General features: G+C 44.2%; 18 protein-coding genes, 1 tRNA gene and 1 pseudogene. 6 read left to right on the top strand and 14 right to left on the bottom strand.

The window, feature by feature from the left end; all coding sequences use genetic code 11:
* Positions 1-80 precede the first annotated feature (80 nt).
* The 3 genes and pseudogenes from AC1HDP_RS17095 to AC1HDP_RS17085 all read left to right on the top strand — a co-directional run bounded on the left by AC1HDP_RS17095 (position 81) and on the right by AC1HDP_RS17085 (position 2,294).
* Positions 81-1,404, top strand: a pseudogene (locus AC1HDP_RS17095) (IS4 family transposase).
* 278 nt (positions 1,405-1,682) lie between these two features.
* Positions 1,683-1,759: transfer RNA gene (locus AC1HDP_RS17090), tRNA-Ile, on the top strand.
* Between the two features lie 172 nt (positions 1,760-1,931).
* A complete protein-coding gene (locus AC1HDP_RS17085; RefSeq protein ID WP_479639675.1) occupies positions 1,932-2,294 on the top strand; it encodes a hypothetical protein in 363 nt (120 codons plus the stop codon).
* Between the two features lie 52 nt (positions 2,295-2,346).
* Here AC1HDP_RS17085 and AC1HDP_RS17080 read toward each other — a convergent pair whose 3' ends face one another.
* The gene (locus tag AC1HDP_RS17080; protein ID WP_479639674.1) at positions 2,347-2,787 is read right to left on the bottom strand and encodes a hypothetical protein; all 441 of its coding nucleotides are present in this window, start codon (positions 2,785-2,787) and stop codon (positions 2,347-2,349) included.
* Between the two features lie 32 nt (positions 2,788-2,819).
* Between AC1HDP_RS17080 and AC1HDP_RS17075 the strand changes: the two genes are divergently transcribed.
* On the top strand, positions 2,820-4,022 hold the full coding sequence (locus AC1HDP_RS17075) for an IS256-like element ISSod4 family transposase (RefSeq protein ID WP_479639673.1): 1,203 nt from the start codon (positions 2,820-2,822) through the stop codon (positions 4,020-4,022).
* Between the two features lie 790 nt (positions 4,023-4,812).
* Here the strand turns inward: AC1HDP_RS17075 and AC1HDP_RS17070 are convergent.
* From AC1HDP_RS17070 to AC1HDP_RS17015, 12 genes are all read right to left on the bottom strand, one after another.
* Entirely contained in the window at positions 4,813-5,952 is a 1,140-nt protein-coding gene (locus AC1HDP_RS17070; RefSeq protein WP_479639672.1) for an AAA family ATPase, read from the bottom strand.
* Positions 5,952-6,869, bottom strand: coding sequence for a primase-helicase zinc-binding domain-containing protein (locus AC1HDP_RS17065; protein WP_479639671.1), 918 nt, complete (start codon positions 6,867-6,869; stop codon positions 5,952-5,954). The genes AC1HDP_RS17070 and AC1HDP_RS17065 overlap by 1 nt, the downstream gene beginning before the upstream one ends.
* Positions 6,862-7,230: a hypothetical protein gene (locus tag AC1HDP_RS17060; RefSeq protein WP_105249898.1), complete on the bottom strand. Its 369-nt coding sequence runs from the start codon at positions 7,228-7,230 to the stop codon at positions 6,862-6,864. Before AC1HDP_RS17060 ends, AC1HDP_RS17065 begins: the two co-directional genes overlap by 8 nt.
* Positions 7,223-7,429, bottom strand: coding sequence for a helix-turn-helix transcriptional regulator (locus tag AC1HDP_RS17055; protein ID WP_216822572.1), 207 nt, complete (start codon positions 7,427-7,429; stop codon positions 7,223-7,225). The genes AC1HDP_RS17060 and AC1HDP_RS17055 overlap by 8 nt, the downstream gene beginning before the upstream one ends.
* An 83-nt stretch (positions 7,430-7,512) precedes the next feature.
* On the bottom strand, positions 7,513-8,109 hold the full coding sequence (locus tag AC1HDP_RS17050; RefSeq protein WP_105249899.1) for a hypothetical protein: 597 nt from the start codon (positions 8,107-8,109) through the stop codon (positions 7,513-7,515).
* On the bottom strand, positions 8,099-9,412 hold the full coding sequence (locus AC1HDP_RS17045) for a tyrosine-type recombinase/integrase (protein ID WP_105252976.1): 1,314 nt from the start codon (positions 9,410-9,412) through the stop codon (positions 8,099-8,101). The genes AC1HDP_RS17050 and AC1HDP_RS17045 overlap by 11 nt, the downstream gene beginning before the upstream one ends.
* A gap of 844 nt (positions 9,413-10,256) precedes the next feature.
* On the bottom strand, positions 10,257-12,392 hold the full coding sequence (cadA, locus tag AC1HDP_RS17040) for a lysine decarboxylase (RefSeq protein ID WP_140931419.1): 2,136 nt from the start codon (positions 12,390-12,392) through the stop codon (positions 10,257-10,259).
* A gap of 108 nt (positions 12,393-12,500) precedes the next feature.
* Positions 12,501-13,862 carry a cadaverine/lysine antiporter gene (gene cadB / locus AC1HDP_RS17035; protein ID WP_479639670.1) on the bottom strand — a complete coding sequence of 454 codons (1,362 nt, stop codon included), beginning with the start codon at positions 13,860-13,862 and terminating at the stop codon, positions 12,501-12,503.
* An 899-nt stretch (positions 13,863-14,761) separates the two neighbouring features.
* Positions 14,762-16,414 (bottom strand): winged helix-turn-helix domain-containing protein, encoded by a 1,653-nt coding sequence (locus tag AC1HDP_RS17030; protein ID WP_479639669.1) that lies wholly within the window; start codon positions 16,412-16,414, stop codon positions 14,762-14,764.
* A gap of 452 nt (positions 16,415-16,866) precedes the next feature.
* On the bottom strand, positions 16,867-17,202 hold the full coding sequence (locus AC1HDP_RS17025) for a hypothetical protein (protein ID WP_479639913.1): 336 nt from the start codon (positions 17,200-17,202) through the stop codon (positions 16,867-16,869).
* Positions 17,203-17,710: 508 nt separating this feature from the next.
* The gene (gene bla, locus AC1HDP_RS17020; RefSeq protein WP_479639668.1) at positions 17,711-18,649 is read right to left on the bottom strand and encodes a class A beta-lactamase; all 939 of its coding nucleotides are present in this window, start codon (positions 18,647-18,649) and stop codon (positions 17,711-17,713) included.
* A gap of 301 nt (positions 18,650-18,950) precedes the next feature.
* On the bottom strand, positions 18,951-19,142 hold the full coding sequence (locus AC1HDP_RS17015; protein WP_479639667.1) for a hypothetical protein: 192 nt from the start codon (positions 19,140-19,142) through the stop codon (positions 18,951-18,953).
* Positions 19,143-19,144: 2 nt separating this feature from the next.
* Between AC1HDP_RS17015 and AC1HDP_RS17010 the strand changes: the two genes are divergently transcribed.
* Both AC1HDP_RS17010 and AC1HDP_RS17005 read left to right on the top strand, forming a co-directional pair.
* Positions 19,145-20,389 carry an NRAMP family divalent metal transporter gene (locus AC1HDP_RS17010; protein ID WP_479639666.1) on the top strand — a complete coding sequence of 415 codons (1,245 nt, stop codon included), beginning with the start codon at positions 19,145-19,147 and terminating at the stop codon, positions 20,387-20,389.
* 178 nt (positions 20,390-20,567) lie between these two features.
* Positions 20,568-21,527 (top strand): DMT family transporter, encoded by a 960-nt coding sequence (locus tag AC1HDP_RS17005; protein ID WP_479639665.1) that lies wholly within the window; start codon positions 20,568-20,570, stop codon positions 21,525-21,527.
* 46 nt (positions 21,528-21,573) lie between these two features.
* Here AC1HDP_RS17005 and AC1HDP_RS17000 read toward each other — a convergent pair whose 3' ends face one another.
* Positions 21,574-23,838, bottom strand: coding sequence for a TonB-dependent hemoglobin/transferrin/lactoferrin family receptor (locus AC1HDP_RS17000; protein WP_479639664.1), 2,265 nt, complete (start codon positions 23,836-23,838; stop codon positions 21,574-21,576).
* Positions 23,839-23,995 lie beyond the last annotated feature (157 nt).

Below are 23,995 nucleotides of genomic sequence, written 5' to 3'. Positions count from 1 at the left end.
GCCGATCAGTTAAGACAGATTGCTTGACGATCTCACTGAAAGGATCAAAATCCGATGACCCCATGTCATCGGATTTTTTTATGCAACTTTCAGACGCTTTGGCGCGTACTCATATCAATCGCCATACCGAATTCACCTGTCTGGCCGATGTGCTTGAGCCTGATTTAATTCAGTCGTGCCTTGATTCTCATGGTGTTGCCAGTTTACGGCGACGTAAGTTACCTATGGATGCCATGATTTGGGCGGTGATTGGTATGGCTCTGTTCAGAGGCGAGTCCGTCCGCTCTCTCATCAATAAGCTTGCTATCGTCTTACCTCAAGAGGTGGATTACGTGGCTCGCAGTGCTGTCACGCAAGCGCGCAAGCGGCTGGGCTCTGACGTTGTTCAGGATATGTTTAAGCGAAGTGCCAAAACCTGGCATGAGAGAGCCGAGCATCCTCATTGGTGTGGACTCAACCTCTACGGTGTCGATGGTGTCGTGTGGCGAACACCTGATAGTGAGCAAAACAACCAGGCCTTTGCCAAAACCGCCAATGCTGCTGGTGATGCTGGCTATCCTCAAATTCGTATGGTTTGCATGATGGAATTAAGCAGCCACTTGGTATTGAACAGTGCCTTTGATTCTGTTGCTGTCAGTGAAATGAATTTAGCCGCCGAACTGATATCCAGCATACCCAATAACAGCCTGACTCTGTTTGACAGAGGCTTCTATTCCTTGGGGCTTTTGCACGCCTGGCAACAGGCTCAACCTAACAGCCACTGGCTGCTGCCGTTGAAGAAAGGCACACAATATGAAGTGGTACGCTCTTTAGGAAAACACGACCAACTGGTGCAGTTAACCACCACACCTCAAGCCAGAAAGAAGTGGCCTATTGCCTGACAATATTGAAGCTCGCTTACTGACGAAGACGGTAAAAGGTAAGTTGGTTTCCATTTTGACCTGATTAACTGACCCCTTGCGTTATCCGGGGGCCGAGATAGTGGATTTATATGCCCATCGATGGGAGATAGCAGTGGGCTATCGGGAGATGAAGCAACATCTGCTGGAGAGTCGCTTTACGTTACGCAGTCAATTGCCAGAGCTGGTTATCCAAGAATTGTGGGGGGTACTGTTGGCCTATAACCTCATCAGATACAAGATGGTGTTGATGGCTAAAAGCTTACCGTTGTTACATCCGAACCAATTAAGCTTTAGAGATGCGTCGAGTTATATCATTTTAAAATTAACTCAGCTGCCATCTCAAACGCCAGGGAATGTTCCGAGAGATGTCTTGGACATAGTGCGTAATGCGAGGCAGTTCAAGCTTGATGGGAAACGGGATAGAGCCTATCCACGTGCGTTAAAAATGAGTAAAAACAAGTATCCCATTAAGCCTAAGAAAATTGCCGTTCACACTAAGTGAACGGCATTACGCACTGCGGGGCTTTTTATTGGCTGCGATTTAGCTGGCCTCAACCTCAAATGACCAAGCACAAAGTATCAAGCACTAAATACCAAATACCAAGCGTTAACCATTCACTTAAGCCTGCAACGTCCTAACCTACGCCAATTTAACCAAAACTGTTTAACAGATAACCAATCGCACCAACACACGGGATTTATTCAGTTTTTAGTGGTGACAAGCGTTTTGAAACTTCGTATACTCCGTTGCGCTTAAGGTAGTGACGATTACCGCGAGCCGGCCCCTTAGCTCAGTTGGTTAGAGCACACGACTCATAATCGTTAGGTCCACGGTTCAAGTCCGTGAGGGGCCACCAATTCTGATAAGGCGTAGCAGGTTAGTAACCGCTACGCCTTTTTCACATCTAAGCATTACAGTTGCTGTAACGGGTGACGTAGTGTTTAAACTCGCATTAGAAAAAATCAATACGCAACATCTTTAAGTAATAACTGACTTGTAAAAAAAATACCCTACTGAAGGAAATACAAATGAAAAAAATCTCCTTACTAATGCTATCTATTGGTGCATTGATCATGTCTGGTTGTACTGTACGTGTGGCAGATTTAACCGTTGGAAGTACTAAAAACTTTGACTTAAATTCGGGCCAGTTAGTAAAAGGTGAAAGAGTTACCGCTGAAGACTCATATCCTGTGATCATTTTCCCGTTTGGCATTCCAAATGTTAAGACTGCAATGGACAAAGCTATTGAAACCAACAAGTGCGCGGTTGGACTATCAGATCTAGTGGTCTCACAGCTTAACCATTCATTTTTAATCGGTTCTATTGGTATTAGGGTTGAAGGTGACCTTATTATCGATAAGAGCCGTCAAGGCTGTGAAACTGCAATCTAAATTGCACGAAGCCCAAGATTTATCTTGGGCTTACTTTACTAAACTTTACGAGTTAAACCGCACCATAAGTGTGAAGTAGTTTCACTATCAAATCATCTTTACGCTCTTTAGCTAAATCTAACGATGTTTTACCATCTGCATTTTTATGATTAACATCGGCACCATCCAAAATTAGTTGTCTGACTGCCGCATAATTCCCATTCCAAACGGCACTATGCAGTTCATCCTTATTGATAATCACTTGAGACTGTGGTGCCTTCTCTGCCACAGCGACACTGCTTAGCTGGGTCAATGCTGGATTGGTGTTTTCTGCAATTTGTGCGACTAATGAAAGTAAGCAAAGAATAACCAAACCTTGCATAAAGATGCCAATAGCAAGCAAATAACTCGAGTTATCTAGAATAAAGATAGCAATGGCGGCAATGGCGCTAATAATCGCGTAAAACCATGCAAGAAAACGAGAGTGTGGGTAGTGTTCATAATTCTGTGTCATTTCAGTAAAATATTCAAAAACAGGAATGACACATGACCCAACCTTTTAACTTCGAACAAGCCCTTAAAGATCTGCAATCAGGTAAAAGCCTCACAGGTAAAGACAGCATTCTTGGCCCACTGATCAAGCAACTCACTGAAGCGGCTCTCCAGGCTGAGCTTGAGCAGCATTTAGCGCATGATCCTCAGCCTAATCGTAAAAATGGCAAAACCCCTAAGACCATTAAGCATCCGTCCGGTAACTTTGTGTTAGACGCGCCTAGAGACCGCAATGGCACCTTTGAGCCTCAGTTGATTAAGAAAAATCAAACTACGCTAACCGATGAAATCGAACGTAAAGTGTTGTCGATGTTCAGTATAGGTATGAGCTATCGCGATATTAATCAACATGTTGAAGATATGTATGGGATCAATGTGTCTAACGCAACGGTAAGCGCCATCACCGACAAACTCATCCCCGAACTTAACGCGTGGCAACAGCGCCCATTAGATAGCCATTATCCTATCGTTTGGCTTGATGCGATACATTATAAAGTCAAAGAGGATGGGCGTTACGTCAGTAAAGCCGTTTACACATTGTTAGCGCTTAATATGAAAGGAAAAAAGGAAATTTTAGGGCTTCACTTGTCCGAAAATGAAGGCGCTAATTACTGGTTATCGGTGCTGACCGATCTTAATAATCGTGGTGTAAAAGATATTCTTATCGCCTGTGTTGACGGCTTGACCGGTTTTCCTGAGGCCATAGCCAGTATCTTCCCTCATACGGAAACACAGCTATGCGTTATCCACCAGATCCGCAACTCAATGAAGTATGTCGCCTCAAAAAATCAGAAAGCGTTTATGGCTGATTTAAAGCCTGTGTATCGAGCCGTGAGTAAAGAAGCCGCAGAGATGGCATTGGACGAACTGGAGGCCAAATGGGGTGATGCTTATCCGCTGGTAATCAACTCTTGGCGTCGCAAATGGCATAATTTGTCTCATTATTTTAAGTACCCAGAACATATCAGGAAAGTGATTTACACCACCAATGCAGTTGAGGCTGTACATCGCCAATTTAGAAAGCTCACCAAAACCAAAGGTGCTTTTCCTAATGAAAATAGCTTGTTGAAGCTCCTTTACGCAGGCATATTAAACGCCTCAGATAAATGGACCATGCCAATCCACAATTGGAGCCTTTGTTTATCTCAGTTAGCGATTTATTTTGAAGGACGTTTAGATAGCGTGCTGGAAATTTAAAAATTAGCCTGACACAGAATTTTGAACGCCCTCCAAGTGTGATCATAAGTTCGGCACTCCTTTGTCTTTGATAGGATTAAACTTTCCCCTCAACATAGCAAGGTTTACACCTAATCACTACACTAACGTGTCAGAAAATAAACTAATGACTCAAGCCTATACCTTCCCCACTTTTTAAAAGCCATTTATCCTTCCATCAATGACGCTCTAACGTGTGTAATATGTCCCTCCCCTAACGTGTCACAAAACTGGTGCCAAGTTCAAAGCCTCTAACGAGTGCCATAAGTTTTACCCTCCCCGTGACTTCCAATTAATACCTGTTTGACCATGGAAAAATCTTGCCACCTTTTTTATGAGTAAGAAAACGCCACGGCGGTTTTTTGGAGTATTTAAAAAAGAGTAAAATCTTGCCGCCTTTTTTATGAGTGAGAAAACCTCCGCACTATTCGAGCATAATTTTAAAATTAGCAGGCTACTGACTGCCGAAAAACCATTGCATACGGCTAGACCACATTAAGACACTGGCGAGGGGATACCCCTGTCTGAAAAATTAGGAAAATTAGAAAAATTGAAAACCTGACATAATCGCCACCAGCAAACATAAGGCTTACTGACATTTCCAGATCTTCACAGCTAATCGCAAATTATTGAATTTAATCAATTTTACTAATGTTTTTAATTTTCCTGTTTTTTCTAATATTCCCATTATTCCTTACCCCCCTAATTTTTCTGATTTTTCAATGAGTACAATAAAAAGCCCCCAACTAAGGAGGCTTAAAGTTCAAATTTTCTAGCTAGCTGGTGGTATTAGCTTAAGCCGCTTAGCGGCTGCGGGATCGCCTGCCACTCTTTGAGCATGCTCCCATCGGTAGCCTGCCATGTAATCACCGCCTATGTGTTTTTCTAAAACCTTTCTTACTTTCGCCTTGGGTGCTGCTATCCCTTGTGCGACTGTGTTAATGATGTCAGTTTTTAGCGTTATCCCTTCATTTATTGTGTCGGCAATAGCGGTAATAATCTCAATGTTATCCTTGCGTGACTGTTCAACATCGGCCACCAGCAATATTTGCTTAGCGTCTGACTCACCGCGCACTTCAACCGTTGCCATTAACTCGCTGTAATTCATCCCTTGCTTGCTGCGATAATACACATTCAGCTTTTGCGCCACGTCCCCACGTTGCTTGTTGTTCTCAAAGGTCACTAACTTTTCAGAACCATTAAGCGAGGGCGAAACTGACACATCCATAATGTATGAGCAATCACAGTCCTCTAATAAATCAGACGTGCCAGCAAACACCCGCTTACCTTCACCGTCACGATTTTTATTAGTGTGAGCAAGCATGATCACCGAACCACCTTTAGATGAAAATGAGCGCATCATAGTGCCGAACATTGTTGAGGCTTGTTTGTTCATAATGTCGGTAAACTTCTTTACAGTATCGAGGATTACCACTTTGCCAGCACAATCATCAGCGTTCACTAGATAACTTATAACTCCTTCAAAGGTAGCCACTGTAAACCCCTTAAAATTAGGCGATAGCATTTTAAAACCGTATTCCTCCGCAAGTTTTAGCTTAGTTACAAGACCTTTACCGCCGTCATCGGCATTTATGAAGTAAACATTTTCGGCGTCAACATCACCAGCTTTGATTGAATCAATTAGCATTTTTAAAATAATCAAGGTTTTCCCCGTATTAGGGGCAGCATAAAATACGGTCATCTGGCCAGCAATAGCCAAATCTTTAAGTATGTAAGTATCTGATTTCATTTTTTCCGCCATCGCTTCAGACTGACCATTTAAGGCAAAGTCATCAAAGCTCATTGAAAATGGTTTACTGCCTTTCCCGCTTTCATTGGCTTTAGGTCTTATCGGCTGACTAATAACCTTCAAGCATTCAGCTTTTGAAATATCAGCACAATCCGTACCCATTAGGCCACCTCCCGCACTGCTGGTGGCATTATGTATGCGCCATTTACCGCTAAGGCAGCCTTGATCGCTTCACGCTCGCCCGTTCCGCTCTCGTCATTATCGGCAATGATGATAATGTCAGCCTTTGGCTTATTTTTCCGCACAGCTAACGCAACATTAATCAAATTACCTGCACTGAAGGCACACAATACCAACGCATTGGGTACGCACTCCGCCACCGCAGCACAAGTGGCAAAGCCTTCACCTATGTATATCTGATTACTGTCTTTACCTGATAACGGATAAAAGCCGCCTTTTAGCTTTGTGCCAGACAAAATGCGCTTTTCTCCGTGAGGCTTTATAAACTGCAAGCCTGATAACTTAGGGTTAAATATTGGCACCACCAGCGAACCAATATCCATCTTGTGATCACCATATAAGTGAAGCGTGTTTGCTAGCTCAAACGTATTAAATGGCTGCACCTGTTTTGCCTGTAGATAACTATTGCTGGCGAGGGCAGGCTTACAGGTTTTAAGTGTACAGAGCGCCCTTGTAGCGGCTTTGGCTTGTTTAGCGGCAAGCTTTACCGCCTCTTGTACCTTTGCTTGTTCAGCCTTTCGTTTGCAGCTATCAAGGGCTGCGGTATCGACTTTATGACCAATGGATAAACCCGCATAAGGCGCGACCATTAAAGCCGCTTCTCGTGCGTTTACGCTATGCACTTTAGCTACCAGCGATAAGCCATCACCACTACCACAGCCTCGGCAAACATAAGTACCCCGACCTTCTAAATCATCAAAGGTAAAACGGTCTTTACCTCCGCAAGCTGGGCAAGGCTGTGACTTCTTATAAGCAATATCACCACAGAGGTGATTGAGTATGCCAAGCCAGTTCCCGCTAGCTAAAGTGGTGACGTCACGAATTAAATGATCATTCATGGTCAACCTCCCTTAATTGCCAGTGGTATGGTTTGCTAGTTCCGTCCAATGGCAACTTCTCAATTCTGTAACCCGCCCTAGCGAGCCGTTTTGATAGTTTTTTGCTAATGTCGTGAGCGTTAGAAACACGCAAGCGTTCATTAATTTGATGAGTATTGAGTAAAGGCTCTTGATAAAGCAGCCATAACAAGCGATGACTACAGCTACCGCAGCCAAAGGAAACAAGCAGTAGCCGCGCGGGTAGCTCTTTCCCCCTGATTGGGCTAAGATTCTTGCTGATAGCTTTAGATAAGGCTTTCTGACGGGCAGCTTCAATCTTGGCGGGTTGGCTGCCTGTTTTTTTTTGCTTGTAATTATTCATGGGTGTCAGCCTCCATGCTTTCAAGCCATTGTTGATATTGTTCAGGCAGCCATCCTTTTGCAATACCTCCTTTCATTAGCGGTCTCGGAAATGATCGATCTTTAGCCCACCATTTCCATAAAGTCTTGCGGTTCTTGCCTGTAAGTACTTCCATTTGCTTATAACTGATAAGCGGTTGTAGCTGATTAGTTTGTGTCATGTGTTGAACCTCATTGTTACTTAAAAAGACAACTTAAGAATGAGGCATTTTTGAGATATAAAAAAAAGGGAGTTACTAACTCCCTACTTTTTTGGGCGTCCACGCTGACCTTTTCGTGGGTTCAAATCGGATATGTATTGGTTTATTGTCACTGGAGCAAGGTTCATTTGACCAGCCACCAATTCGGATACATTTTTCAAAGTGAAGTGAGGGGATTTTTTCCATAATCGTTTAGCTAACGCTCTAGCTTTCGTCCGCGATGGAGTAGTTCTTTTTTCAGAATGCTGAACAGATGCCAGCCTTTCAGTTAAAATTTTTTCAATTAATACAAAGCTTTGCTTGTAGCAATAAGAGTACATCCCTTCAAGACCGCACGCTCTTGCCAATAATGCTGCGGCAAGTAGCGAATTATGAATCTCCAGTAGTTTAGGATCTTTTACGATTCCTTTGAACATATCACTGAGCACAGTCAGACGCTTCCCATCTTGGTAATGTAAAACGCTGTCATTTGCCTTTTCCAACATTTCGCGATTAACTACCCCTATGTTATCGGGAATATTTGAGTCATCAATCAAGTTCAATTCATCAATCTGCTCTCGAAGTGAATTTAATACTTCTTGAATATCTTCTGTAGATGAAAACCCATCAGAGCCAGCATTAATTATTCTCTTATTTGGCATGACATGACCTCAAATTAACAACATTACCCAGCTCAACCTCATTTAACTTTGCTTCCCATGCTTCAAGGGCTATGCGCTTTTCGGGCAAATAACTGTAACGGTCATAATGCTTGCTAGATACGTCATTAAGGGCATGGTTTTGTAACCTGTCTCTAATGTCCTTAGAAATGCCTAATGCTCCCATAAGCGTTTTACAGGTGCGCCTAATGTCACGAGCGACAAAGTGCTTCGCGTCTGGTCTAGCTTCCCGATAACGGCAAAGGCTTTGTGATAAGGAATCAAGCCGCATGTGCTGGCTATGGTCGAATTTATGCGGAAAAATGAAAGGGTTTAATGGATCTCTTTCCGCATAAAGCTGTTCAAGGATTGTTATTGCAGACTCAACCAAAGGTAACAGGTGTGCACGTTTGTTTTTTGAAACATCAGCAATAATTTCAAGGGTCGCTTCATTCCAGTTAATTGCATCCCATCGGCTAGCGGCTAGCTCGTAGGGACGTTGCCCACCAGTATAAAAACAAAGCTGTATTAACTTTGCCACGTGAAAACCCATCCTAAAGCCTTCGCGGGTTTCAAGCACTGCCAATAACTCTCGCGTTTCATCAAAGGTAAGATAATTTTCACCAACGCTTTCGGCGGCCGTCTGCTTTGGTATTGCGAGTACAGGATTAAAGCCAATGCCAAATAACACATCGCAGCCCATTTTGGCAGGGTCGTTATCATGCTTAAGACCATAGTTAAAAGCGGCACTAAGGTATGAGCGAATACGGTTACTTTGAACTGCTGCCCCTCTGCGAATAATCCGCCCTAGAATCAACTTAATGTCACCGACGCTGACGTCCTTAGCCTTAGTTTCAGGCTTTACTATTGGGTAAACTTCCGCTTCAAGTGCATGTAACACGGCTTTAAAGGTTCGTTTGCCGTCAACCTTCATTTGCTGGGTATAACCTTCAAATAGCTGGCCTAGGCTACCTTTCTTTGCTTCGACTTGCTGAGCGGCCTTTTCTTTTGCTTGCTCCTTTTCAATTTCAATTTTTGGATCAAGCCCCTGCTTTAACATCCCCGCTAGCGGCTGAGAAACTTCTCGCGCTTGTGCAAGCGTCATTGAGGGGTAACGGCCCAATTGAACATATTGCCGCTTACTGTCAATTTGATATTTGAACGAAAAGACTTTGGCACCTGAAGGGTAAACAGCAATGACTAAACGACCAGCGCCACGCTCGCGGGATGAGTCGATTAATTCATACTTATTGTCTTTGGGTTTTGCTCCTTTGACTTCGCGTTCCGTGAGGGCTTTTGTTGTCATGGCATGGCCTTGAGTTAAAGCATTGCCATAGCCTAGTGTTACAGTTGCTGTAACGGGTGACGTAGTGGCAAGACTGAGTGAGATATAACAGAACAATACAAGACCACCAGCAACATAGTAAAGCATTAATCTTACTAAGTTTTATGTCTCATTAGATTATTTTATTGTCTCATTGAATCTTGCCATTTTTATGACTCATAATCGTTAGGTCCACGGTTCAAGTCCGTGAGGGGCCACCATCCTATTTAACGAAAAAGCCCACTCTTGAGTGGGTTTTTTTGTGTTTGCTTTCCAACACCTAAGCTTTAATGCACACTGACTACGCCAAATATTACCTGAGCTGAAGTTAATCTAACTTTGTATCTCGATTCTGCGAACTAGCTTCCCCTTGATTATCCTTGCCCTGCACCGTCCTTTTCCACGCACAGACTCATCAAGCAACATACTTAACAAGCGGCAGGCTTAAAAAGCAACTGACTCAACAAGCAATTAATGACGCTATTGGGACTGTTAAAGCCTGTGGGGCCATAAGTGCTACCAATCCAATCTGACGCAAGTTGTAGGTACAAAGTGGCTGAGAATGGTAGTTAGCTGCACTGATCAGTAAAAATGCTTAAACTGCCATTCAATTAAAACTAAAATAAACGCCTAATAAATAGTGAATTGAAGGGTAGAAGCTTAAATACCAACGTAAACAGCACGATAAATATAAGCCTTCACTATGCCCCATAAAAAAAGCCCGCTGCAGGGGCGACGGACTTTGGGTAACACGCGAGTAACACTGTGATGGCTACAACCAGATGAATACTCGCGATATTAACAGTTAAGAGTCAGACCTAATGGCTTAGGCTTTAACCACTTTCACTGTGTTGGTGCCATCGGCATGTTGGTAAACACCGTGAATATCAGTTTCAAAGCCTGGGTAATGCTGGCCAATTTCACACAGCATGACTAAGAAATCTAATACTGGACGAGACTCTTCAGTAATCATCTCACCTGGCAACACCAAAGGTACTCCTGGTGGGTAAGGTAAGATCATGTTGGCACTGATGCGGTTCACCATTTGTTGCAATGGAATTTCTTCAATCTGACCACGCAGTTCTTGCTGCCATGCATTGTGTGGCGTCATCTTCATTTCTGGCAGTACGTCAAAGGCCTTGAACATAAGTTCAGGTAACTTATATTGCGCGGTTAAGTCATGAATACCTTGGGCCAACTCTTGAATGCGCATGTCTTTGTAGAAGCTTGGATCTTCTTCAAACAGTGATGGCAGGAAGCTCTTCACAGTTAAGTTCAAATCAAAGCCGCGCTTAAATTCAGTTAAGGCGCGCAGTAACTGCATGGCCTTAGGTTTATCGATACCGATAGAGAACAAGAACAGTAAGTTGTAAGGGCCGGTTTTTTCAACCACGATACCGTGCTCATCTAGATACTTAGCCACGATAGAGGCCGGAATACCTGTACTTGCCATGCCACCGTTCTCATCCATACCTGGAGTTAAAATGGTGACTTTAACTGGGTCAAGATACATGTGGTTATCATCGATATCTTTAAAGCCATGCCAGTTATCTTCTGGTGCCAGCTTCCAACATTCAAAGGTATCAATATCATCAGGCTGCCACACGTCAAAGAACCAAGAGTCAGACTGTTCACGCAGACTCTTAATTTCTTTACGGAAACGAATAGCACGCTCAATCGATTCACGAATTAAACGCTTACCAGAGTTACCACGCATCATGGCCGCTGAAATCTCAGCCGAGGCCACAATGCCGTACTGTGGTGACGTTGAAGTGTGCATCATAAAGGCTTCGTTGAACGACTCTTCTTCAACATCCCCCTTAATATGGATCATCGATGCCTGTGAGAACGCCGCCAGCAGTTTATGGGTTGACTGCGTCTCGTAGAACACGCGGCCCGGCATAGCCTCACCACTCATTCCGCACTTGCCTTCATAAATTGGGCTGAAGTTAGTGTATGGCACCCACGCAGAATCAAAATGTATGTACTTGGTTTTTAGCGTGTCTTTAATAAATTGGGTGTTATAGAACAGGCCATCGTAAGTTGAGTTAGTCACTACCGCGTAGTTTGGCTGGCTAGCACCTGGGGTGGCAGCAATCTTAGCTTCAATGGCATTAGCGCCAAATTCACTTTGTGGAATACCGCCTAAAATACCGTAAGCATTACGCGTCGGACGCAAGTACAGTGGCGTCACATCTGTCATCATCAATAAGTGAGTCAATGACTTATGACAGTTTCTGTCCACCAGCACTGTGCTGCCAGCAGGCGCTGAGTACATACCGACAATCTTGTTGGCGGTTGAAGTGCCGTTAGTCACTATGTAAGAGCGGTCAGCATTAAAAGTGCGGGCAATATATTCTTCGGCTTCTTTATGAGGACCAGTGTGATCCAGCAATGAACCCAGTTCCGGCATAGAAATGGAAATATCAGCCTTAAAGGTGTTCGCGCCATAAAAGTCGTAGAAAATACTACCAGCAGGGCTCTTGTTAAAGGCAGTGCCGCCCATGTGGCCTGGAGTACAGAAAGTGTATTTACCTTCTTTCGCATACTTAAATAAGGCTTTGGTCAAAGGAGGTAAAATTGAATCTTGATAAGCATCAATCGCTTGACCCACTTTTACGCTGATATCAGCCGCTGAATCTAAGGTGTACTCAAAGAAATGGATATTTAAGCGCAGGTCGGTGAGCTTAATATCTAAGGTGGATTGATCATTAGCAAAGGTAAACAGTGGCAGCTTTTCATTGAGGCTATTAATGGTTGAGCATAAATCCATTGAATAAGTATCCCAGTCGAAAATCACGCCACAAATGCGGGCATTCATTTCAATCAGCTTAATCAAGTCTTGCTCATTCTCAGGATAAATAACCTTATAGCCTTTCGCTTGCAGCTCAGCTTCCAGTTCTTGCACTGGCACTTTTTTAAACAGTGCCTCGAGGTGGTTCATGATAGCAATAATGTTCATCTGAATTTCTCCAGGGTGAGTGAGGGCGCTCCCCTTGATGAATGGGAAGGAAAGCGCTGAAAACAAAGGATTAATGGGCGAGTTATTGGTTACTCGCCCAGCGAGTCATTAAGAGTTAGCCTTGGCATCGGTCGATGCGCCGTTGGTAGCTAGTTTGCTAGCAGCCCAAGCTAAATGTTGTTTCAGACCAAGTTTGCGGCCGTAGAAGATGAAGATGGCCAGTGACACGATAAAGGTGGCACTTAAGGCGGATGGGTCAGCGCCGATTAAGGCGATAAAACAGAACACACAAGCAATACCAGAGAACAACATCACAAAGCCATTACGAGTCGTCATGCCTTCATAACGGATCATGTTCACGGCTGAGTAGAAGTAAGGCAGCATAGTTAACAGCACGGCATCTGTGGTCAGAATATTAAATAATCCAGAGGCATGGCCATCGCCTGAGCTAAAGGCGGTAATTAATACCATCAGCACTGTCATCATGACTGACGCTAAGATTAAGCCTTTTTTAGCCACGCCATTCTTATCGGTTTCACCAAAGATTTTAGGGAAGTTACCATCAGCGGCGGCGCGTTTACCGGCCTCGCCCACTAACATCATCCAGCTACCTAATGAGGTAAAACAAGCCAGCGCAGTAAAGGCAGCAACAAATGGAGCTGTCCAAGCGCCAAACACTTCGGTAGTTGCTAACGCAAATGGGGCGCCAGAAGCAGCAACTTCTGCGGCAGGGAACATACCGGCAATCACTTGAGTCGATAAGATATAAATCACGCCAGCTAAAGCTGTACCTAACATGGTGGCTAATGGCACAGTTTTACGTGGATTTTTCACTAAGCCAGAGGATACGGCGGCCGATTCCACCCCAACGAATGCCCATAAGGTAATAAGTACAGCATTAACAATGGCGTGTGAATCTGAAGTGTGTGAAGTGTTCCAGTTTTGGCTATACATCACAGGATCAAAGTGACCCCAACCTACCACGGCAACACCGATAATTGGCACTAAGATCAATACCAAGCCTAAGGTACATAAGCGGCTTACCCATGAGCCACCCAACAAGTTGATCAGAGTGAACATCCATACCGCAGCAATAGTGGCAATCGCCGCAGGCACGGTTTCATTTAAGATAGGGAAGAATACAGATAAATAAGAAACACCGGTAATGGCAATGGCTAAGTTACCAATCCAGTTAGCATGGTAATAAAGCACGCCAGTTTGAAAACCAAATGCTGGGGAAATTTCACCAGCATAAGCAATCGGGCCACCTTCTTGTGGGTTATTGGTAGCAAGACGTGCATACACAAAAGCCAAACTCATGGCACCCACAATACAGATAATCCAACTGTAGATTGAAATCGAGCCAACTTTAGCCAATGTGGCCGGTAGGAGTGCAATGCCACTCCCCATCATGTTACCGGCTACCACACCGATACAGGCAATTAAGCCAATCTTTTTACTTGTAGACATATTGTCTCCATCTTAGGTAGTCCCAAGTGATTGAGGTAGCGGTCTATAACATTACTAATCCGCTATATCTATGACTTGGTGGTTTGCTGATGCTGCGGCAGTTAACTGCTAGCTAAGGGTCTGCAATTCGTTAAGCTTGCCAAGCACCAACCTCTTAAGGTGATAGCCTCTCCATAAGCGATTAATCATGGAGAATGCTGAATTCGAGACTTAGGTTACGCCGCGTCCACAAGACAATAAAATCATCATTCCCTCATTGAGCGAGAAATGATTTAATCAAGAAGATATCAAAGGTTTATACAAGTAAATCGTTTTAATACAGCAAGTTATTTAATATAAACTTTTTATCAAGAGCAAATTTTAGCTGAAATAAAGCGGCGTGATAATTATCAAGGTGGCGCATATTTACCTATTTATGGGAAAGCCGCTGCGACCTAAACAAATCAAGGCTGGCGCAATAACTAAGTACCAATAAAGATAAAAACCCCCAGATTCAATACTCATTTGCTAACCATTCAATGCCTATTCCAAACCAGCAGCACTGAATAATAGTGAGCAGGACTCAGCAACTAATGGGAAATTTACAATATCAAGTAATTGCCAGCCGTCATCCGTCATCCGTCATCAACAAGTTTCGATAAATTAGGCGCTCGCCTGAATGACAAACAACAGATAGATTTAGGTGATGGATTTAAGCAATGGATTTAAGAGATAGGTGAGCGCATAAGCAAATAAGTAAAATAGGACATGCCTCGATGGCGGTCACTTCGCTAAGAATGGATTGCTCCTTAGCTATATTTTTAGTTTTAAGCCGTTAGTTACAAGCCTTTAATCACAACCATTGAATAACAATCCTTTAGTCACAGCCTTTAATTGCAGGCCTTGCTTGGCTATGCCAGCTATTCAAGGGCGGCGAGTATTGGGGCTGAGCCGCTAAGTTCGCTATGGCGGAATAAATGCTGACACAACAAATAAGTGCGCTCACTGGCATCTAAATAATACGCCTGTGAAAACGCCTCACTGGCCAATAATGGGTGACCTTGCTGATTAAGTTTGCCAAAAATAATATACCCAAGGGCAGTATATTGGCCATTGACATCTTGGCTGCGCGTTAAGGCATCGAGCACTTGATGATTATCTCCTTGATAGAGATGATACAAGGCAATGGCATCCCAAATTTCAGCAGTAAATGGCTCAGATTGCTGGCTAAAGGCTTGCCACAACGCAGCGCCGTAATGACTAAAAAACTCATCATCACGGCTGTCATCGAGTGACTGCATTTCAGCGCTGGCGATATAACGTTTTGCCAGTAATTCTAATTGCTGCGGGTGCTGACTAATGAGCTTATCGAGTATTTGAATACCTTTACCCATATCAAAGCTTTGATCTTGATTAATATAGTATTGCGCTAATAAATACTGGTTGATTTGCTGACTGCTGCTAAGCCAGTCGAGTCTCACTAATCCTTGCTGCTCGGCATTAAGATGTATCCCTAAGCTATCGAGTAAATCTTGGCTTTCGCGCACAAGCACAGCAGCGACATTGGCATCATCAAGGCGCTCTTCACTCTGATACAAATACCTTTGCGTCGAGTGACTGTACAAGCTAATCATCAAATAAGGCTGATGCTGCTTACTAATAATATTAATCAGTAATTCTTTACCGCTGGCGGCAGTGTTGGCTGAAATCATGCGAGTGCGATAGGCGCTAAAACGTTGTAAATCTAGCTGTAATTGCTGACTAATACCGTACGCCAGGTAGCCAAGTGTCGGCGCAAATTCAGGGGCGACTTCGGTAGCGATAACGATTAAGCCATTATCAATTTCTGGCATCACATGATGCGTACTTTGATACAAGGCTAAATAGCCCACGACCACCACTAACGTGGTTAGAATCAATACGTCCAGTAACCTGTACGCCACTTTATTAGCCAGTGCCCACCAGGATTTTAACCAAGAACGCCCTAAGCCTTCAGTGCGATTAAAATCTGCCAAAGCGCGACTTAATGGCGCTGATGGAAATGGCGTAATTGCGGCGCAGCCATCCGTTTCCTGATGTTTTGACGCTGCGCTGTGGAGTTTATGGCAAGCAGCATTTCGCTGATGACTAGCCTCAGCCGCGCTTACTTTCGCCTCGCCATCATTACCTTGATTGGCACTCAATCCATAAGTACTCATTCCGTGACTATTATGCTCGGCAGCACCTTCGCAGCCGCAGTTAATCTCATCTAATTCATCAATCAAGGTGACCTGCGCGGCGAGCTTATAACCGCGCTTAGGAATGGTCACTATGATGTCGCCGTGCTGACATTCATTAAGAATTTTACGCAGTTCAAACACTGACTGAGTAACCACTTGCTCGGTCACTACCGCGCTGTCCCACACTGCTTGAATGATTTCTTCGCGGGAAAATACCGTATCTGTATGCTGGGCTAAAAAAGCTAATAAGTTGACTAGCCTTGGCTCAATGCACAAGGTCTTATCCTGAAAACACAGCTTGCTCTCGCAAGTATGTAATATCAGGTCATTGATTTTAAATTTGAAACCAATCATTAGCCTATCCATCAGAGCCCAGCTGCCTAACAATAGAGTGCAGCAAAATTGGCGCTAATATACTTATTCCACCGCCGTAAACTAGACAAAAACTACTAAGTTGCGATCTCAAACGCTAGACTAACAAGGTTTAATCTGACGTCCACCTCGTCTATATAATTCAGCGACTTCACTTTAATGTTTGCAGAAAAACTGAGGGAGTATGATGAGTGTTGCCGTACACGATAAGCGCCAACGCTAATGGTAATTCAACCCATTGAAAATGAAGGTGCGGCGGGAAATAAAAGTGGCGATAAAGCGCGTTCTGAATGGCCTAGCTATGCATTAGTTATGGCTTGAAAATGATTTACTTACTTATGTGGCTTAGTTATGTGGCTTAGTTATGTGGCTTAGTTATGTGGCTTAGTTATGTGGCTTAGTTAAATAAGCCACATAACTCATCAATGAGCTACTTACCCAGTGACAATCGCCTGTAAGCGCGTCATAAAATCCCGTAAGGCTTCTGGGGTATCAAAAGTAAAGGCTAGGCCATAATGGGTTTCGCTAATACCTTTATGCTGGCGCGTCGGAAAGCGCGTCATTTGCGCATTGTGATGATATTCATACTGGCCATTAACCCCAGCAATACCGGTTAATTCACTGGCAAACACTTCAAAGGCAGGACGGATAACAATACAGGCTTGCTTACCTTGTAAATGCAGATAAATAGGCTCCTTAGTCTGCGGCAGCATATATTCAGTCACATTATGAATGTTGAAATTACTGCGGCAATTCAACTCGTTGAGCATGGCAGTTATCTGTGGGTGCGCTAAAGCCAATGATCTTCTCCTTAAAGGCTATTGGATGTGCTAGTTCGCAAGCGTAATAGCGTCATCACAATAGCAAACCTTGCCAAGCTTAACGAGTAAAACCGCCCTACCGCTTATATTTCAAGCAATTAGCGCTACATTTAATCTAGGCCATTAATAATAGCAAGTGTAGCCGGCGCAGAATATTAGCCGCCAGCGGATGTTGATGATCGAAAATTAATCACCCCAAGTGATTGCGATCACACTTTTTTACCAACCTAGGCATTAATTTAATAGCAGTGATCATTGCAACGTTAACCCGTACAATTAAGGACATTAGATATGCGCTACCTTTATGCCATTCGTAAAGAAATTTTATTTATCGTATCGATTCTTTCAACGGCGGCGCTATTAATCGTAATGACTGATTAACCATGCTTGGCTTTATCTCTTAGGTATCACAGGCGCACAATGAAGCGCCGATGATAAGCCTTTTCATTTACGCCAATTATTCACTGTTATTATCTACGCTCTCATCAACACTTTTATTTTGCAGCGCTACAAATATCGCGTCGCCTATGGCGGCAATGGCTTGATTGCGCTGCTCCATGCTGGCAGTGGTTTGATGCAAGTAAATACTGATAAATACTGGCGCTTGTTCTGGCTGCCAAACCATAGCCACGATCCCTCTGGCGCCATAGCCACCCGCGCCGCTTCTATCGGCAATCAGCCAGCCTTGCGGTAAGGACTTGCGCAATAAATCATTAGCGACTTGATTGTGTTGCAACCAAGTCGTGAGCTGCGCCGTAGCACCCTCACTTAATATCTTAGCCGTCAGTAATTGCTGCCAAGTATGCACCATGGCTTTGGGGCTTGTGGTGTCGCGTACATCCTCTGGCATGCCTTGGTTAAGCTCAGGCTCACGTCTATCAAGGCGAGTAATAGCATCGCCCTGCGCGCGTAAAAACTGCGTTAAGGCCGCAGGTCCGCCAATGGCATCAAGCACTATATTGGCGGCGGTATTATCACTGCTAGTTAATGCCATCTGACAAGCATCATTGACGCTCATCATTTTTCCTATTAACGGCTCAGTCATCGGCGAATAAGTAATAATATCAGCAGCCTCAATTGTTACTTTATCACTTAGCTGCAGGCGGTTATTGTCGGCATCATAGAGTAATTTAGCGCAGGCCAGCATCTTCATGGTGCTTGCCATAGGAAAGCGCTGCTCGTCTTGAAAACCCCAATACTGACCGTTAGCCGTATTAAGCACGGCCACGCCTATTTTGGCTTGCAGCTTAGCTTGCCAATATTCAATCTGGGTTTGCAACTTGGCAACTGGCGCTGTTGAATCTGACGCAGGGGTGATTAACTGACTAGGCGCTTGCGCCCACGCCATCGCTAATGGCTGCGCTAAGGCTAGCAATACTAAAAATAAACGTGTCATAGGGGTCATCATGGCGCGTGCTCATATTCTGTGAGTGGGGATAGTTAATTATTCTGCTGTTAAATTTCAACCGCTGTCGTTGCCGGCTTTTTACCTATAGCTAGCTGCGTGCTTACTAACAACTCCAGTTATGGCTAAGGATTTTAGCGCTGATACTGATAAATAACGCAAACTTGCCGATAATTAGGCGGGCAATATTAGCATTATTGCTATATATGCCTCACATCCTCAACAACAGCGCTGCTAATCGACAAAAAATTGAGATCACTCCCACAAAAACACCAACCACACCAATAACGCATTAATGAGCCACAGCAAGACATTGATCACACTGCGGCGCGTTAAAATCATAAATAACTGGATCTAAAGCTAATTCAATCCTATATTGCGCCTGTTTACCCGCAAGCAAATCGATAAACATCTTAGCCGTAACTGATCCTGTCAGTTGGGTTTCTTTTTTTTCTAAAAGAAGAAACACTAATTTCAGGACCATACATGCACAGCTCATCTTCTGCCTTAGCTCATACCCCGCCAGTCTCAGCACTCGCGCCTACTGCTTTACCTCAAAAAACGGCATTAATTAGCTTGGCATGCTTAATGGCAACTACTTCGGTAGGGCCAGGATTTCTGACACAAACCACAGTGTTTACCAGCATTTATCAAATGGACATGGCTTTTCCTATCTTAGCCTCCGTCTTTTTGACCTTCGTGATTGTGATGAACTTATGGCGCGTAGTCGGAGTTTCTGGGCTGCGCATTCAAGATATCGCCAATAAGGTCACCCCAGGGCTTGGTTATGGGATTGGCTCATTACTGGCATTAGGCGCGGTCGCCTTTAACTTTGGTAATATCAGCGGCTCAGCCATGGGCATTCAAGTATTAACCGGTATAGACACCTTTTGGGGCACCTTAATCACAGGCGCTTTAGGTTGTTTGCTGTTTGTAGCTCATCACGCCGCCAAACAAATGGATAGAATGGCGCGCTATTTAGGCATGCTGATGATAGTCCTGATTGCTTATGTCGCCTTGACCACTCAAGCGCCGATAGTGCCAACCTTAATCGCCGCCGTTTCCCCTTCAGATTTCAGCAGTCTATTTTTACCGACCTTAACTATCGTTGGCGGCGCGGTTGGTGGTTATTATACCGGCGCTCAGCGCATGGTGGACTTAGGCTTTAAAGGCAAAGATGCTATTCAATCCATCAAACAAGCCGCGTGGATGGGGATTGGCATTGCCGTGGTGATTCGAGTGCTGCTGTTTTTAGCGGTATTAGGCGTGATAGTGAAAGGCGTGACTTTGGATATGAAGAACCCTGCCGCTGACGCCTTTTTACAAGGCGCTGGCCAACTTGGCTACCATATCTTTGGCTTAGTCTTGTTTGTGGCTGCTATTACCTCAGTGGTTGGTAATTCTTACATGGCGATTTCACTGATTAAGACCTTAGTGCCAGCCATTGCCCGCCATGAGCGCCAATACTGCTTAGGCTTTATTGTGCTGACAACCTTAGCCACCTTAGCGGTTGATTTACCTTTGTTGCTCTTGATGTTAGCGGGATTAGTTAACAGTTTGATTTTACCGATAGTGCTCAGCGTCATCTTAATTGCTAGCACTCGCAAAGACATAATTGGCGATTATCAGCACCCTAAATATTTAACGGTAATGGGCATGATAGTGGTTGCCTTAATGGCCGCAGGTTCGCTCTATTCAGTGTCAGGCTTTATGCAAAAGTTCACGGGCTAACACGAGTTAAGTAAGAGTCGCCCAACGAATACTGAGCTAACGATTTAATACCGAGCATTAGTGCTCGGTATTTTTTTATACTAGGTATTTTTATGTTAGTTACAACTGATGATAGTTACGACTTATGGCATGATGTCTGATTAGACAAAGTGCGCAAAGTTAATGAACAAGGAAATTCATGTCACTAAGTACGCCACAGCCGCAACCCTCAATACAGTCACCCTCGCCAGCAGCGGGTCTGCCAAAAGCTGTACCCATAGCGTTTGTCATTGGCATTATTGTCTGGTCAACCACCCCCCTTGGGATTGTCTGGAGCAGTGAACAAGTCCATCCGACAATGGCAGTACTACTACGCATGCTAATCGCCTTTATCTTAGGCGGGCTGCTGTTAGTGGTGCTGCGCATTCGCCTGCCCATCAATAAGCAGGCATTGCAGCTCTATGGCTATTCCACCATAGGCATAGTCGGCGGCATGTTACTCAGTTACTTTGCGGCGCTTTATTTGCCCTCTGGCACTATGTCGCTGATTTTTGGATTATCGCCATTAATGTCGGGGTTATTATCACAGTGGATTTTACAAGAAGCAGGCTTTAGCCCATTAAAATTGCTGGCATTTTTTATTGCCTTTGTGGGGCTTGGGATAGTGTGTTTAGCCAATGTGGCAAACTCTCAAGGCAGCTTAATTGGCGTGGCTTTAGTGCTATGCGCCATGAGTTTATTTAGCTTAAGCGGCGTGTTGATAAAAACCATTAAGGTGCATATTCACCCATTAGCCACAACGGTTGGCTCCCTTGGCTGTTCTCTACCGTTTTTTATGCTGGCTGCCCTGCTATTTGATGCCTCCATACCCACCCTTGATATCAATAACCGCTCGCTATGGGCGATTGTATACTTAGGGATTTTTGGATCGTTAGTGGGCTTTATTGCCTATTTTTATATTTTGCAGCACTTACCCGCCAGCACAGTGACCTTAGTGACGCTAATAACCCCGGTCTTTGCCATTATGCTCGGCAGTCTCTTAAACCATGAGCCACTCACCTCACAGTTATTGTTAGGTGCGAGCTTTGTGGTGGTGGGTTTAGGCCTGTTTCAATTTGGCCATTTACTCAGTAAACGCTGGCGGCTTAAATCCTCATAACAACAACGCCCGCTTATTGCGGGCGTTGTTATTAGATAACGACTAATTAAAACTTGTAGTTAACACTGACGTTAAAATAGCGACCCGGTTGAGTAAAGTCTTCATACTCAGCGCCCATAGAAGACATCAGGAAGGCAGACTGACCAGCCACATCAGCGTAATCCACATATTCTTTATCAAATACGTTATAAACGCCGGCGCGTAAGTTCCAGCTTGCATTGATGCGTAAGCCAAAGGTTAAATCAACGACTGCGTATCCTGAGGTGTTATACACTTCGTTAAAATCTTCTTTAGGAATACAAATACCCATCATACAGATATCAGTTTCCGCTAAATCGATATCAAAAGTACGGTTCATGTGATCTGCAAAGCGAACCACACCACCAAATTGGCCTTCCATACCGGCGATATCTTGATACCAGTTAACCCCCACATTCCCCTTCAGAGGGCTCACACTGTTAAGATGCTCACCGTTCTCATCAATACCATGGGTATATGAAATATTCCCCCACAGTTCAAGATCATCGGTCAGCCAGTGATTAATCTGCGCTTCAGCGCCATAAAGGTTAACTTCATCGCGGTTATAGTACTGATATTTGAACTCCATCGGCATACCCGGTGTGAAGCTCACATATTGCCAATCGATAAAGTCTTGAGCCAAAGTGTAGAAAGTTGTTAATTCATACTGAGTATCAGTGTGGCTACCGCGCACCCCGATTTCCCAAGTATGTGACTGTTCTGATTTCAAGTCGTAGTTGGCTTCGATAAAGACGTTAGTCATACCGCCCGCATCAACTTCCAACTCACCCCATTTTTGATCTGGGGTTGGCATCTTGTAGCCATAGGCATACTGGCCATAGATGCTGACAGAATCTGACAACTTATAGACCAAACCTAATTTTGGTGACCAGAAGTTATCACTCATGGCTTGGAAATCGGCCGCATCTTTTTCAGCATCAACGGCTTGCTGTTGGTCAGGTGTATTACGGAAATAATCGTAACGCAGACCACCAATCAGGTTTAAATCACCATTAAGCATAGTGACATCGTCTTGCACAAATACCCCGAGACGCTGACTATCGGTATCGGCAAAAGTGAAAGGATTGGTAACTTTACCGTTTCTGACGTTTTCAACTTCACGATGACGGCTCATCGTTGAAAACTCATAGTCGAGACCATAAGTGATTTGGTGACCATAATTGGCGCTGCCAACATACTTACTAAAGGTTGAGTTTAGGCCTATACGTTGATCTTCAAAGGTATAATCACGCATTTCACCTAGGCTATATTCCACTGGGCGGTATCTACTCCCAGTATCAAACATGTCTCTGTGCTCGAGCTGCTCGGTTTTACCAAAATAAGCAGTCACTGTTAGCGTATCGTGCATTGCCGTCGGTTTACTGGACACTAATTGCAGCGCACCATTAATCACTTCAGTATCACGCACAGTATCAACGCCTTCATCAAGGGCGCCTTTTTTATCAAACTCATATTCCCAGCGCTTTAAGGTCTGCTCTAAATAATCAAGCGTCAGCTGCACTGAGGTGTAATCGTTAAAGTAGTACTTGCTCTTAAACAGTACACTGTCTTGCACTAAGTCACTGTCTGACTGAGTGTCAAAATAGTTTGGCAGCTCTTCACCTTTACGGTGCTGATAACTCAGTAAATTTTCAAAGTTGCCGTAAGCTGCGGCGCTAGTAAAACCTGCGGTGTATTCATTGTTGATACCGGCGTAGCCTGCGTTCATCGACACATAGTAGTCTTCACCTAACAGGTAATCAGCCGCATCTTTAGTGCGCATGACGACAACGCCGCCGAGCGCATCTGAGCCATACATGGTTGAGGCTGCAGCTTTTACCACTTCTACTTGCTTTAAGCTTTGTACTTCCGTTAAGCCGCGACCCGTACCTTCAGCGCCAGGGCCGAGCGGAGAGGCGTATTGGTTATTTACCCGCACGCCATCTTTAACCATCATCACGCGATTGCCACCAATGCCGCGAATAGTGATAGAGGTGGATTTACCCGCCCCGCCCTTAACCGCTACCGATGATTGATTGCGAAAAACACTACCGAAATCATTACTCATGTTGTTGTTAATTTCGTCTTCGTCAATCACCAAGATTGAGCCTGCTACTTGCTCAATCTTCTGCTCCATACGCGAGCCAGAAACCACTATGACTTCTTGAACTTGGTGATCATTCTTCGCTGATTTTTCAGTAGGTTCAGCAGCGGCAACGCTGGCAGCGTGAGCTTGAAGATTTAACGTTTGAGCGATAGCTAAGGCTAGTATGCTCAAGGACAACTTATTCATGAAATAGACACCCGCAATCGTTAATGAAAATTATTCTTAGTTAATGCGGGCATTGTATTGGGTTAATCTATTGGGTTCTTTTAGCTGGATCGCTTTTTTGCACTTATAAGCATAAGACTTGGCGACCTTGACCAAAAAATCAGCAAGGCAACTAAAT

The sequence above is a fragment of the Shewanella sp. ISS20 genome, assembly GCF_056522965.1.
This window is presented reverse-complemented; position numbering and strand designations above follow the sequence as displayed.